The 12450-nt window shown below is 56.7% G+C and carries 14 protein-coding genes; 10 read left to right on the top strand and 4 right to left on the bottom strand.

The annotated features are described in order from the left end of the window. The first annotated feature begins 6 nt into the window (after positions 1-6). Positions 7-339 (top strand): hypothetical protein, encoded by a 333-nt coding sequence (locus tag ACH3PB_RS20420; protein WP_416397331.1) that lies wholly within the window; start codon positions 7-9, stop codon positions 337-339. Position 340: 1 nt separating this feature from the next. Here the strand turns inward: ACH3PB_RS20420 and ACH3PB_RS20415 are convergent, their stop codons facing one another. Then, complete coding sequence (locus ACH3PB_RS20415) at positions 341-1225, bottom strand: diguanylate cyclase domain-containing protein (RefSeq protein ID WP_416397330.1); 885 nt, start codon at positions 1223-1225, stop codon at positions 341-343. Positions 1226-1439: 214 nt separating this feature from the next. On the opposite strand from ACH3PB_RS20415, the gene ACH3PB_RS20410 reads away from it, so the two are divergent. The 3 genes from ACH3PB_RS20410 to ACH3PB_RS20400 all read left to right on the top strand — a co-directional run bounded on the left by ACH3PB_RS20410 (position 1440) and on the right by ACH3PB_RS20400 (position 3665). Further along, complete coding sequence (locus ACH3PB_RS20410; RefSeq protein ID WP_416397329.1) at positions 1440-2738, top strand: NADH:flavin oxidoreductase/NADH oxidase family protein; 1299 nt, start codon at positions 1440-1442, stop codon at positions 2736-2738. A 119-nt stretch (positions 2739-2857) separates the two neighbouring features. Beyond that, entirely contained in the window at positions 2858-3163 is a 306-nt protein-coding gene (locus ACH3PB_RS20405) for a DUF6482 family protein (protein ID WP_416397328.1), read from the top strand. A gap of 13 nt (positions 3164-3176) precedes the next feature. Further along, positions 3177-3665, top strand: coding sequence for an FKBP-type peptidyl-prolyl cis-trans isomerase (locus ACH3PB_RS20400; RefSeq protein ID WP_416397327.1), 489 nt, complete (start codon positions 3177-3179; stop codon positions 3663-3665). 35 nt (positions 3666-3700) lie between these two features. Here ACH3PB_RS20400 and ACH3PB_RS20395 read toward each other — a convergent pair whose 3' ends face one another. Then, complete coding sequence (locus ACH3PB_RS20395) at positions 3701-4009, bottom strand: hypothetical protein (protein ID WP_416397326.1); 309 nt, start codon at positions 4007-4009, stop codon at positions 3701-3703. 91 nt (positions 4010-4100) lie between these two features. After that, on the bottom strand, positions 4101-5063 hold the full coding sequence (locus tag ACH3PB_RS20390) for a type II secretion system F family protein (protein WP_416397325.1): 963 nt from the start codon (positions 5061-5063) through the stop codon (positions 4101-4103). A 382-nt stretch (positions 5064-5445) separates the two neighbouring features. On the opposite strand from ACH3PB_RS20390, the gene ACH3PB_RS20385 reads away from it, so the two are divergent. Both ACH3PB_RS20385 and ACH3PB_RS20380 read left to right on the top strand, forming a co-directional pair. Next, entirely contained in the window at positions 5446-6000 is a 555-nt protein-coding gene (locus tag ACH3PB_RS20385; protein WP_416397324.1) for a sigma-70 family RNA polymerase sigma factor, read from the top strand. Continuing rightward, positions 5997-6734 (top strand): anti-sigma factor domain-containing protein, encoded by a 738-nt coding sequence (locus ACH3PB_RS20380; RefSeq protein WP_416397323.1) that lies wholly within the window; start codon positions 5997-5999, stop codon positions 6732-6734. Before ACH3PB_RS20385 ends, ACH3PB_RS20380 begins: the two co-directional genes overlap by 4 nt. 16 nt (positions 6735-6750) lie before the next feature. Here the strand turns inward: ACH3PB_RS20380 and ACH3PB_RS20375 are convergent, their stop codons facing one another. Continuing rightward, on the bottom strand, positions 6751-7281 hold the full coding sequence (locus ACH3PB_RS20375; RefSeq protein ID WP_416397322.1) for an SUF system Fe-S cluster assembly regulator: 531 nt from the start codon (positions 7279-7281) through the stop codon (positions 6751-6753). Between the two features lie 222 nt (positions 7282-7503). Between ACH3PB_RS20375 and sufB the strand changes: the two genes are divergently transcribed. Genes sufB through ACH3PB_RS20355 form a run of 4 tightly spaced genes read left to right on the top strand, consistent with a single transcriptional unit; the run spans position 7504 to position 12439 of the window. Then, positions 7504-8946, top strand: coding sequence for a Fe-S cluster assembly protein SufB (gene sufB, locus ACH3PB_RS20370; protein ID WP_416397321.1), 1443 nt, complete (start codon positions 7504-7506; stop codon positions 8944-8946). A gap of 54 nt (positions 8947-9000) precedes the next feature. Then, complete coding sequence (sufC, locus tag ACH3PB_RS20365; protein WP_416397320.1) at positions 9001-9765, top strand: Fe-S cluster assembly ATPase SufC; 765 nt, start codon at positions 9001-9003, stop codon at positions 9763-9765. Continuing rightward, positions 9762-11213, top strand: a complete 1452-nt coding sequence (sufD, locus tag ACH3PB_RS20360; protein WP_416397319.1) for a Fe-S cluster assembly protein SufD — start codon at positions 9762-9764, stop codon at positions 11211-11213. The genes sufC and sufD overlap by 4 nt, the downstream gene beginning before the upstream one ends. Next, positions 11210-12439: a SufS family cysteine desulfurase gene (locus ACH3PB_RS20355; RefSeq protein ID WP_416397318.1), complete on the top strand. Its 1230-nt coding sequence runs from the start codon at positions 11210-11212 to the stop codon at positions 12437-12439. Before sufD ends, ACH3PB_RS20355 begins: the two co-directional genes overlap by 4 nt. Positions 12440-12450: the final 11 nt, after the last annotated feature.

The raw sequence follows: 12450 nt of genomic DNA, 5'->3' as shown, positions 1-12450 counted from the left end.
GATGTTATGGATCCAAGCCACTTTACGGTCGAGCGTGCGCAGGAAGCAGCTGCTGCGCTCGATACCATTCTTCGTCAGCGGACGCACGCCAGAAAGGTGCTGGGGCAGACGATGATCTTCCCAGGCAAGCTGGGGGAAGCTCTGCGCCTGCCGCAGATCAAGAATGCCCTCAACAGTAAGATGAGCCATCGACGGGAAATTGGGCTGGACCAGTTTCGCAATCTCTGGCCGACGCTATCGGAGCCTACCAAGCAGGCGGTTCTGAGCAGAATGGGATGGTATGAAGTCGATGCGCTGGATTGGGAGGACAAGCGGTCGAATCGTCGACCTCTGGTTTAGCCTAAGCAGGCAGTGCTCTGCGCTTTGCCGCGTACATTCGTGAGTCAGCCATCCTAAACAGCGAATTTCGATCGATACTATCGTCTGGAAACAGAGCACAGCCCAGACTGGCCGTCATCGGGCAACGCTCATTGCCGACCAGAAACGGTTCTGCAAAGACAGCATCGACTTTGGCTTTGGCGACGGGCAAAACCGATCCCAAATTGTCTGTGGCCGATAACCCCGTCAGCAAGATCGCGAACTCGTCTCCACCCAATCGACAGACCACATCCGAACCACGCATTTCTGCATTGAGACGCTGCGCGATAGCTATCAGAAGCTGGTCGCCGGCTTCATGGCCGCAGCGGTCATTCACAGGCTTGAACATATCCAGGTCGATATACAGGAGCGCGAGCTTTTCCTGCGTGCGCAGGGCACGTGCCATACCTAGATCGAGAGCTTCATTAAACAGAGTGCGGTTTGGCAGATCGGTGAGCGGGTCGTGATGGGCGAGGTGTTCAAGCCGGGCCTCGGCAAGTTTCAAATCCGTGATATCGCGTGCTACCGCCAATCGTAACTGTTCATGCTCCAGCCAGCGAGCCGACCACATGATATGCACCGTCTTGCCCTCCTTGTGAATGTAACGGTTCACGAAGTGACGTTGCGGAACGCCCTGCCTGACCTGGGCGGCCACGCGTTCTGTCATTTCACGGTCGTCTGGATGGGTCAGTTCAATGATTCGCCGACCAATCAGCTCATTACGGGTATACCCGAAGGTCTGCTCGCAGGCGGCACTGACAGAAATACAGATACCCTCTGCGTCGACCACAAAAACGGTATCGAGTAACAGGTCGGTGATTTCTGGAAGCTGAAAGGGGTCATTGGAGAACGGTAATACAGAGCCCATGGTAATACATCTGCCAGTGAGTTCCCCCGGAGGGCTGTTGAATCAGATTATAGTCCGCTTCCGACCTTGCCACATCAGCTTTCAGTTAATGACCGATGGAACCGCGCATTTGAGCTACCCACCCATCGGACGTCGGGATATACTAAAATGACCCGCGGTCAGTTAAACCGGCATCCCTACCTGACAACAGCAGTAATAATGGAGCTCAGCCTGCATGGTTACTACAGAAAACTCTTTACCCGAACCTCAGGCTCTGGCCCAGCCGCTCGCGCTTGCCTGTGGCGCAACCATATCCAATCGCTTCTGTAAGGCCGCCATGACTGAAGGGCTCGCAAGCCCCCGCGGGGTGCCGGGCGAAGCGCTGGAAAAGTTGTATAGACGCTGGTCGCGTGGTGGGGCCGGGTTGCTGCTCAGTGGCAATATCATGGTCGATGGGCGCTATCTTGAGCGCGGCGGCAATGCGGTTCTGGAAAATGATCTGCAACTCGAACAGTTCCGCCGCTGGGCAGCCGCAGGCACAGAAGCTGGCAATCAGTTCTGGGTCCAGCTCAACCATCCGGGGCGACAGTGCTCCCGCATTGTCAATAGCCAGCCAATGAGCCCGTCAGGCGTGCAGCTCGAGCTGCTCGGTAATTTCGCCAAACCACGCGAAATGACGGTGGCTGATATCAAGAATGTCATCCATCGCTTTGGTCGCTCGGCCGCGCTGGTGAAGGAAGCCGGTTTCACAGGTGTGCAGATCCACTCGGCACACGGCTATCTCGGATCACAGTTCCTGTCCCCCGTTACCAACAGACGTCAGGATGAGTGGGGGGGTACCCTGGCAAATCGTGCACGCTTCCTCCTCGAAACGGTTGATGAAGTACGGCGACAGACCGATCCCGCCTTCCCTATCTCGGTCAAGCTCAATTCGGCTGACTTTCAGAAAGGCGGGTTCACCCTCGAAGAGTGCCTGCAGGTGGCTACCTGGCTCGGTCAGCACGGCGTGGACCTGCTGGAAATTTCAGGCGGAACCTATGAAAACCTGGTCTTCATGGACACCAGTGAAGGCAGCGAGAAACGCGAAAGCACGCGCCGGCGTGAGGCCTTCTTCCTTGAATATGCCGAAGCCATAGCGGCTGCCACTACGGTGCCGTTGATGATTACCGGCGGATTTCGCAAGGTCAGCACTATGGTCTCTGCAATCGAAGCCGGAACTACGGCGATGATTGGTCTCGCACGTCCCTTTTGCGTCGCGCCTGACCTCGTCAATGACATACTGACTGGGCATCTTGAGCAATTGCCCGATCATGAGAAGCAGCTGGTTCTTGGCAAGGGCTTTCTCGGCACGGCCAGCTCATCGGCGGCCATACGTGCCATCAACAACCAGGGCCAGGCCGGATGGTACTACCATCAGATTCGCCGGCTGGCTCGCGACCAGCCGCCTCGAGAGCAGCTCGGGGTCCTGAACGCTTTCTGTCGTCACATGGTCAATGACTTCAGCCTCGGCATTCAGCGCCGACGCCTTGGCTGAGGGCCCCTGCCCTGCTGAACTTTTAATTGACCAGACCAACACATCCTGTCAGCCTTTCAGCACGTCAGCGGCCTGGTGGCTGGTCCACCAGGCTAGCGCCAGCGTCCCGGAGCCTCACGATGTTGATCACCGACAGAGAGTTGCCCAACCTGCCAGCGAACGTACGGGTCAATGTACATTCCCATGGTTACTTCGTTTATTCGGTCGAGTTCAGAACGGCGAACGCCAGCCGGTTTTATTCCCGTGATGGTCTCGAGGTCCAGCGCTTCATGAGTCTGCAGGGCGTCAAACAGGCGTTCCAGACCCTGCCACTGCGGGATATCTGGCTCGTTCATCACTCGGCTTACGATGAGATGGTGGGGCAGCCGCTCGGTGCCGAGACCGAACTCACGGTGCCGCTGGATTTTTCACTACCTTACGAATGACAGGAGATACGAATTGATCAGCAACAATAGCGTCGTGGAAGTCAGTTACCAGATACTTGATAGCGAAGGTGAGCTGCTCGACCAGACTGAAGATGGCGAGCCGATGGTTTACCTGCACGGTCACAATAATCTCATGCCGGCGCTCGAGAAGGCGCTCGACGGCAAGGCTGCGGGTGATGATATCGAAATCACGCTGGCACCAAACGAAGCTTTTGGCGAACTGCAGCCTGATTCGGTGCAGCGCGTGTCGAAGAAGCACTTCAAGCAATACGGCAAGCTGTCTGTAGGCGATGTCATTCCACTGCGCACGGAAGATGGCCAGAAAATTGTGACCATCACCAAGGTCGGTCACAGCATGGTCGATGTCGACACCAATCATCCCTATGCTGGCAAGACCGTCCAGTTCAAGGTCAAGGTGCTGCGTGAACGAGCGGCGACCGAAGAAGAAGTAGCACATGGGCATGCGCACGGCTTCGACGGCGAATCAGGCCATCATCACTAGGCCGATCCGGGTCTGCCTGTACGGGTAGACCCGATTTACGAAGCCGCCATCAGAAAGAACATCAGGCAGCTGCCCACCCCAATACCCAATGTCAGCCAACCCCAAGGCAGGCGGTTCACATCCCCAAGGCGTCTTTGCCAGTTGCGTGAGCGACGCATCCGCTTTCCAGTAACCGGCAGACGCTTGAGCGTGCTACCCGGGATGGGCTGCATCTCGGTCAGTAGTGGTGGATGGAAAGCAGGTAATGGTTCGGCAGATGGTGTGCGGCCTGTGGTCGACCCACTGTCCAGCGTATTGATCTGTCTTCTGAACAAAGGCTTCGGCAGTTTGTTGAAGATGCGCATGTGGAGTCCTGTGGTTTTATTATTATGACGCCCATAATGTCATGCCGACGCCCCTCAGAACTGTGAGCCTCATCCTGTTTTTACCGTAAATTCAACGCAGTATCTGATAGATGAGATAGTGACCAGCCGTAACCAGCGACAAGCCACCCACCGCTACCAGCGCAAGAATAGCTGGCCTGGTGCGCTTGAGTAGCTCGCTATAGGACGCCTTCACGATATCAGTCACGCCTGGCTCCCAGAGCTTACTCTTCTTCAACTGACTGGCGTCAACCATCAACAGGGTTTCCTGCAATACACCGCTGCGCTGGAATGCTATCGATAGCGGATGCCCCAGGGTGACATCAGCGCTCACCAACTTGTACTTCTCCCTCAGCACGGCCGTGCTTTCGGCATCGGCAGAAAGGCTCAGCGCCCGCTTCAGATGAAGGCCAGCCTGAATGCACAACCCGAGATTGAGAAGGTAGTGGTATAGACTGCGCGAGCCCTGCGTTTGACGAAAAAGTGGCAGGAAGTTGAGCGCTCGCCAAACTCGAGCATCCGGGCGGATCCACGAGCGAACCAGCCAGGTGTACACCGGCAGTCCGAGCAACAGGAGCACCGCGTGAAGCACGCCCAACGCCATAAGATGATCGCCCGCGGCGGAGCCGCCGGGAATCAGCAGGATAAACGGCAGCAGCAGCGTCACACTTAGCCAGAGCAGCCAGAAGCCGAAGAATAGCGAGCGGCCGGCTGTAGCCAATATGGTGTGATGGTCACAAATCCGGGCAAACACTTCGACCACCCGTCCGCTCGCCAGGCCGAAGCGAATGAATCTGAGTTCCCACTCGACGAAAAAGTCCGAAGACTCCAAATGCGTCAGCAAAGGCTTCTCGGGCGCCGCTCTCACACTTGCTGCAAGCGCTTTGAGGCCGCGGTGATAACAGCTCGGCACCACGGCCTGCACTTCCTCGAAGACGGCAGGAAAACCTGAGCCCCTGGCGAGGCGGCCAGCGATTTCCGCAAACAGGAGGGCGCGATTGCCCGGCAGGCTCTGCGACCACATGGTAATTTGCATGATGAGAATGTCCGTACCTTGCTCGAATTCGCTTCAGTTTGGCCAGCATCGCAGCGTAAGGCAAACGCTGGTTGAGCAAAATGGCTGAAACTATTCTCCTGTTACACCGTAACTGGGCTCATCTATGTATCGTCCGCAGGGCCAATTGATGAGTTCACTACGATCGATACCAACATCAGTAAGCCCGCTACCACGGCATGCCGACGTGACTCCTGCAAGATTATCAGGCTATGATCGAACAGCAATGTCCGCTTCACATCGCCGGGCTGCCCTGGTTCGGTACATCCCGAACCCCGATCCACCTGCTTTATCGGATACCGCACTGCCCATGAGTTCACCTTCTGCGGGAATACCGACATCAGCTCCGACCCAGCTATCCTCGATGACAGACACGACCACCCTGGCCGCCCTACTGGCCCGCGTTGCGGCAGCCGACAGAGCCGCTTTTCACCTCCTGTATCAGGCTACCAGCCGCAAGTTGTATGGCGTGGTCCTGCGAATCATGAAGCGAGAGTCGCTGACGGAGGAGATTCTCCAGGAAGTCTATCTTCGGATATGGAACAAGGCCGAGACCTTCGAAGCGGGCAAGGCCACGCCCATGACCTGGATGATAACGATTGCCCGGAATCGTGCGCTCGACGAGGTGAGGAAGCGGACACCTGAAGCAGATGACAATAGTGAGCTCGAAAGCATCGCTGACACCAACGCCTCCACCCCGCATCGACGGGCCGAAGTGAGCCAGGCGCTCGGACGGCTGCAAGGCTGTATCGATACCGTGGGCGGCCAACAGGCCGAGATGGTGAAACTGGCCTACCTCGATGGTTTTTCCCGTGAGGCGTTGTCAGCAAGATTCAGTCAGCCGGTCGGCACCATAAAAGTGTGGCTGCACCGAAGCCTCAAACAGATTCGGTCCTGCATGGCGGAGGTGCTGGCATGAACGACCTCGAGCGCGTTGCCGCCGAATACGTTGTCGGCACGCTTGATCATGAGACCCGTCAACGGGTCAATCTGCGGCGCGCCAGTGAACCAGAGCTGGATGCGTTGATCATCGATTGGGAAATTCGTCTGAGTCCACTTCTGGACGAGGTGGACGAAGTCACGCCCAGCGAAGATCTCTGGCGTCGTATAGAACAGGCGCTGGAAAGCTCAGGCTCACCTGGGACACGACATGACCTTCCCTCAGCCAGGGTACCGGACGAGCTTGGGGATCTGAGAAGGCGACTTGCGCGCTGGCGCGCCGCAGCAGTGGGTGGATTTGGTATTGCCGCAGGATTGCTGATGGCCTTGCTACTCGGCACGCCACTGGTACCGCGCCCGGCTGATGACTCACCCTATGTCGCAGTATTCCAGAAAGATGATCAACAGCCTGCCTTCATCATGACGGTTGACCTGGATACGAGACAGCTGAGAATTGAACCTGTGAAGGCGGAGGGGGTTCCGGGCAAGACCTATCAGCTCTGGATCAAGTCAGACCAGCTCGGCCCCGGCGTGCACTCCCTCGGCCTGCTTGAGTCCGCAGACAGACCCACCCGTAAGCGGTTACAGGACTTCGATGCGGAACTCCTGCGCTCGGCAACCTTCGGCATCAGCCTCGAACCAGAGGGCGGCTCGACTACTGGCCAGCCCACAGGTCCCGCCATTCACGGTACGCTTTACAATACGTCGATCTGAGTCGGGCGTCGATCGACTAGCGGGCGAGCTGCACCATGGCGATGCGACCCGGCGCCGTTTGATCATTCTGGACACGGGCAACGACATCCTCGCGGGTGAGTTGTCCGGACATATCCTTGAGTGAAATGGCGGAAAACAGCGAATTGACGGTGCCATTGATCACCGACCAATTACGCTGCACATTACAGTTACTGATGACCTCACACTGCCGGCTATCGCTACAGCAGTCGGTCAGTGCGACTTCGCCTTCGACGGCCGAGAGGACATCGGCCAGACTGATCTGATCCGGCGGTGCGGCCAGGCGATAGCCTCCGCGCATGCCCCGCTCCGATACGACGATACCGCCGTCCACCAACAGTTTCATGATCTTTCGGGTAGTCGCGACCGTCAACGAGGTCTGTTCAGCCACCCACTCCAGCTTGACCAACTCCGTCAGCTTCTCCGTCGACCCACCAGTCAGCCGATCTTCCGCCGCCCGGGCGGTTTCTGCACGCGAAAGTGTCGCGGCTATCACCAGCCCGTAATCGGCCAGTTTCGCCAGACGCATCAAGGCCTTGTCACTCTATGGATTGCTGCGTGTTTCATTGCTGCCACGGTCGTGCCTCAAATACAGGATTCAGCTATACATTACCATATTGGTATTGATTTAAAAGCCCTGCTCCCTTAATATTTGCAGTATAGAGACGATGAGTGAATTCAAGCCAGACCCGTCAAGCTTTCAGCAACCCCTCCCCGGGGACACATACTTCAGGATCAGCGCGGAGCAACAATGAGCAACGCTTCAGTTAATGAATACATGTCGCGTAAATACCAGGCAGGTTTCACTTCGGATATCGAGAGTGACTCACTACCGCCTGGTCTGAACGAAGACGTGATCCGCTTCATTTCGGCGAAGAAGGATGAGCCTGAATTCATGCTCGAGTGGCGCCTGAAAGCGTACCGTGCCTGGCTTGAAATGAAGACGCCGACCTGGGCGCACGTCAAGCACCCGGAGATCGATTTCAACGACATCATTTATTATTCGGCGCCGAAATCGAAGAACGACGGCCCGAAGAGTCTCGACGAAGTCGATCCTGAATTGTTGCGCACGTATGAAAAGCTCGGCATTCCACTGCACGAACGCGCTGCACTGGCCGGCGTCGCCGTCGACGCGGTGTTCGATAGCGTATCGGTAGCGACTACATTCAAGGAAAAGCTTTCCGAGGCGGGCGTGATCTTCTGCCCTATTTCCGAAGCCGTGCGCAAGCATCCTGAACTGGTGCAGAAGTACCTGGGATCAGTGGTACCTATCCGTGACAATTTCTACGCCGGCCTGAACTCTGCCGTATTCAGCGATGGCTCCTTTGTCTACATTCCGAAGGGCGTTCGCTGCCCAATGGAACTGTCTACCTACTTCCGCATCAACGCGGCGAAGACCGGACAGTTCGAGCGCACACTCATCATTGCCGACGAAGGCAGCTACGTTAGCTACCTCGAGGGCTGCACGGCCCCCATGCGTGACGAGAACCAGCTGCACGCAGCCGTAGTAGAACTCGTGGCTCTCAAGGATGCCCAAATCAAGTACTCCACCGTACAGAACTGGTACCCCGGTGACGAGGAAGGCAAAGGCGGCATCTACAACTTCGTCACCAAGCGCGGCGTCTGCGCTGGCGAGAATGCCAAAATCAGCTGGACACAGGTCGAAACCGGCTCGGCCATCACCTGGAAGTATCCCAGTGTCATCCTCAAGGGCGACCATTCAACTGGTGAATTCTATTCGGTAGCCCTGACCAATAACTTCCAGCAGGCCGATACCGGCACCAAGATGATCCACCTGGGCAAGAACACCAAAAGCACGATCATCGCCAAGGGTATCTCTGCGGGTCGCAGCGACAGCAGCTACCGCGGCCTGGTGAGATTCGGACCTGGCGCTGAAGGTGCGCGCAATTTCACGCAGTGCGACTCGCTGTTGATTGGTGACAAGTGCGGCGCGCATACCTTTCCGTATATTGAAAGCAAGAACATGAGTGGTGTCGTGGAGCACGAGGCCACAACTTCGACGGTGAGTGACGAGCAGCTCTTCCTTTGCCAGCAGCGCGGCATCGATGCAGAGCGGGCAGTCTCGATGATCGTGAATGGCTTCTGCAAGGAAGTATTCAAAGAGCTGCCGATGGAGTTCGCTGTTGAGGCGGGCAAATTGCTCGAAGTGAGTCTCGAAGGCGCGGTTGGTTAATCCACGTCGCGCAGGAAGAATTGATCAATCACAGCTTTGATACAGGATATTGCCATGTTGTCAGTCAACGACCTCTATGTTCAGGTCGAGGGAAAGGAAATACTCAAGGGGCTCACGCTCCAGGTCAAGCCTGGTGAAGTGCATGCCATCATGGGCCCGAATGGCTCAGGAAAGAGCACCCTGAGTCACGTACTTGCCGGTCGCTCAGGTTATGAAGTGACCGCAGGTAGCGTGACCTATCAGGGTAAAGACCTGCTGGAACTTGCTGCCGAGGAACGTGCCCGCGAAGGCATCTTCCTGGCCTTCCAGTATCCTGTAGAAATTCCCGGCGTGAGCAACCTGCAGTTTTTACGTACCTCGCTCAACAGCATTCGCAAGCACCGTGGCGAAGCCGAGCTGGATGCTGCAGGCTTCCTGCGCCAGGCCCGTCAGATGATCGGCAAGGTGGATCTCGATCCTGAATTTCTCAAGCGTGGCGTGAACGAAGGTTTCAGCGGCGGCGAGAAGAAGCGTAATGAGATTTTCCAGATGCTGATGCTCGAACCAAAGCTTGCCTTGCTGGATGAGACCGACTCCGGTCTCGATATCGATGCCCTTCAGGTTGTGGCTACTGGCGTCAATACACTCAAGCGAGAAGACCGCTCGGTCATCCTCGTGACACACTATCAACGCCTGCTGAAGTACATCGTGCCAGACTACGTGCACGTGCTCGCCAACGGCCGTATCGTCAAGTCAGGCGGCAAGGATCTCGCGCTGGAACTGGAAGAGAAAGGCTACGGCTGGCTGAACATCGACGATGAGGTGACTGCAACGATATGAGCGCCGAACTCACGCAGACATCACAGACCGAACTCGTTACCGGCAGCGCGGACGGACAGGCTCAGCCACTCAGCTTGCCGGATGATCTTCGTGACTGGCTGGTCGAGGAGGCCATCTCTCGCAGCGCTGGGCAGGACTGGTCTTCTGTGGGAGAACGTTTCAGACAGATTCAGACGGATGCTGTGCAGGCGCTGAAGACCACGCCCTTTCCCACGCGCAAGACTGAATCCTGGCGCTATACCAGCGTGCAGCCGCTGATTGCGGCAATCAATGCTACAACGACGAATGCTGAACCCAAAACTGGTAGCCGTGAAGCGCAAACCGCACCACAAGCTGAAGCACTTCAGACGCTGATCGATCAAGCGGACCTGGTGGTGCGTCTCTCGGATACTGGCAGCGCAAGCCTCGAAAGTAGAGACAATGAAGCCGCTCAACTGCTTTCATTTCGGCTGAACCAGACTTCTGGTCAGGCTCTCGAGTCACAGAGCGAGGCCCCCGGGCTACTCGCACAATTTGGCGATCGCGTGCCGGAAGGTTATTTCCCTTTCGTATCTGCAAATGCGGCACTTCTCAGTAGCTGTCTCGAAATTCAGATAGCAGCCTCCACTGGCAGCAGCGTGGTCAAACCAAGAATTCTGTTGCTTAACGGCGACAAAGGCGGCGATCAGGAAGCATTGTCGTCGAGGTTGCACAGCCGCGTGCTGGTCAACCTCGCGCGTGATGCCCAGGCCGAGTTGACCGAGGTGCGGCTTGATTCAGGGTCTGCCCCGGTGTTTGCGACCTCTGTACTCGAGGCAAGCCTCGAAGCCAACAGTGTACTGCAGCATTATCAGTTCACAGCGGCTGCAGTCACGGACTGCCTCTACTCGGCCGCCTTCGTCAAACTCGGTGATCACGCCAATTATGCCTTCAATGGTGGAAATACCGGCAGTGCACTTTCGCGGAACGATCTCACGGTAGAGCTGACTGCACCTGGCGCCTATGCTGCACTGAACGCACACATGCTGCTCAATGGCAGCAGTCGCTGTGACTATCACACAGCCCTCGAACACATGGCGCCGCACTGCGAAAGCGATGAACAGGTTCGTACCATTGTCAGCGACAAAGGCAAGGCGGTTTTCAACGGTCGCATCCATATCCATCGCGACGCCCAGAAGACTCGTGCAGAAATGAACAACCGCAATCTGCTGATGAGTCCGCAGGCCGAGGTCAATACCAAGCCCGAGCTGGAAATATACGCTGATGACGTTAAATGTGCGCACGGTGCGACCATTGGTCAGCTCGACGCCAATGCAGTGTTCTACTGTAAATCACGCGGCATCGATGAACAAAGCGCTCGATCGCTGCTGAGTGAGGCTTTCATCGTGGAAACGATTCAGCTGATGCCGGCGACGGCGCAGCAGGATTTTGCCATGGCTCTATTGCAGCGCTTCCAGGAGACGGTGTGACGCTACAGGCTTTTGATGTCGACAAGATCCGGGCAGATTTTCCGATTCTCGCGCAGCAGATTCGTAACAAGCCGCTGGTCTACCTCGATAATGCGGCCACTTCGCAGAAGCCGTCATCTGTTATCAGAGCGGAGCAGCTGTATTACGAGCAGTTCAATTCGAACGTGCATCGGGCGGCTCATGCGCTGGCGGACCGGGCGACGATTGCTTTCGAAGGCGCTCGCGAGCGGGTCAGGCAATTCCTGAACGCGAAGAGCACTCAGGAGATCATCTGGGTCAAGGGCACCACAGAAGGCATCAACCTGGTCGCGCAGAGCTGGGGCAGAGAAAACCTGAAGACCGGCGACGTGATACTGGTGTCGATGCTGGAACATCACGCCAACATCGTGCCCTGGCAGCAGGTCGCCTTGCAGACCGGCGCAGAAGTCCAGCCTGTTCTGGTTACACCAGAGGGCGAAATCGATCTGGATGACTATCGCAGCAAATTGACGGACGAGGTCAGGTTGGTGGCCGTGAGCCATGTCAGCAATGCGCTCGGCACCATCAATCCTGTTGCGGAGATGATTCGACTGGCCCGCAAAGTTGATGCAAAGGTGCTCGTCGACGGTGCCCAGGCCACGCCGCACCTGTCGGTCGATGTACAGGCGCTCGACTGCGACTTTTACGTGTTCTCTTCGCACAAGGTTTTCGGACCTACTGGCATTGGCGCACTCTACGGCAAGCAATTTTTGCTGGAGGCCATGCCGCCCTGGCAAACTGGTGGCGAGATGATTGAGCGCGTGTCCTTTGATGGCACCACCTTCAATCAGCTGCCCTTCAAATTCGAAGCTGGCACACCTGCCATCGCTCAGGCGGTTGGTCTGACTGCGGCGCTGGATTATCTCGGGCTTATGGATCGTAAAGCCGCTGAAGCCCACGAGCAGGCCTTGCTTGCCAGGGCGACAGAGGCCTCGCGCGATATCCCCGGCCTTCAGCTCGTGGGTACTGCGCCAACCAAAGTCAGCGTGTTGTCGTTCAACGTTGAAGGTATTCACTCCAACGATATCGGTACACTGCTCGACCAGCAGGGCATCGCCATCCGCAGCGGCCATCACTGCACACAGCCCTTGATGAATCATTTCGGCATGACAGGCACTGCCAGAGCGTCCTTCGCCTTTTATAACACTGTTGAAGAAGTAGACGCGCTGTTCAATGGACTACGGAAAATTGTAAAAATCTATGCGTGATGCATCAGACA

It is taken from the genome of Allohahella sp. A8, from assembly GCF_047946665.1.
Lineage (GTDB): Bacteria > Pseudomonadota > Gammaproteobacteria > Pseudomonadales > Oleiphilaceae > Allohahella.
Note: the sequence above shows the minus strand (reverse complement) of the source record. Positions and strands in the feature narration are given on the sequence as shown.

Coding starts and splice junctions, on each gene's coding strand:
- ACH3PB_RS20385 (WP_416397324.1), top strand. CDS start 5,446: ATGACAGACACGACCACCCTGGCCGCCCTACTGGCCCGCGTTGCGGCA.
- sufC (WP_416397320.1), top strand. CDS start 9,001: ATGTTGTCAGTCAACGACCTCTATGTTCAGGTCGAGGGAAAGGAAATA.
- ACH3PB_RS20415 (WP_416397330.1), bottom strand. CDS start 1,225: ATGGGCTCTGTATTACCGTTCTCCAATGACCCCTTTCAGCTTCCAGAA.
- ACH3PB_RS20405 (WP_416397328.1), top strand. CDS start 2,858: ATGTTGATCACCGACAGAGAGTTGCCCAACCTGCCAGCGAACGTACGG.
- ACH3PB_RS20380 (WP_416397323.1), top strand. CDS start 5,997: ATGAACGACCTCGAGCGCGTTGCCGCCGAATACGTTGTCGGCACGCTT.
- ACH3PB_RS20395 (WP_416397326.1), bottom strand. CDS start 4,009: ATGCGCATCTTCAACAAACTGCCGAAGCCTTTGTTCAGAAGACAGATC.
- ACH3PB_RS20390 (WP_416397325.1), bottom strand. CDS start 5,063: ATGCAAATTACCATGTGGTCGCAGAGCCTGCCGGGCAATCGCGCCCTC.
- sufB (WP_416397321.1), top strand. CDS start 7,504: ATGAGCAACGCTTCAGTTAATGAATACATGTCGCGTAAATACCAGGCA.
- ACH3PB_RS20375 (WP_416397322.1), bottom strand. CDS start 7,281: ATGCGTCTGGCGAAACTGGCCGATTACGGGCTGGTGATAGCCGCGACA.
- ACH3PB_RS20410 (WP_416397329.1), top strand. CDS start 1,440: ATGGTTACTACAGAAAACTCTTTACCCGAACCTCAGGCTCTGGCCCAG.
- ACH3PB_RS20420 (WP_416397331.1), top strand. CDS start 7: ATGGATCCAAGCCACTTTACGGTCGAGCGTGCGCAGGAAGCAGCTGCT.
- sufD (WP_416397319.1), top strand. CDS start 9,762: ATGAGCGCCGAACTCACGCAGACATCACAGACCGAACTCGTTACCGGC.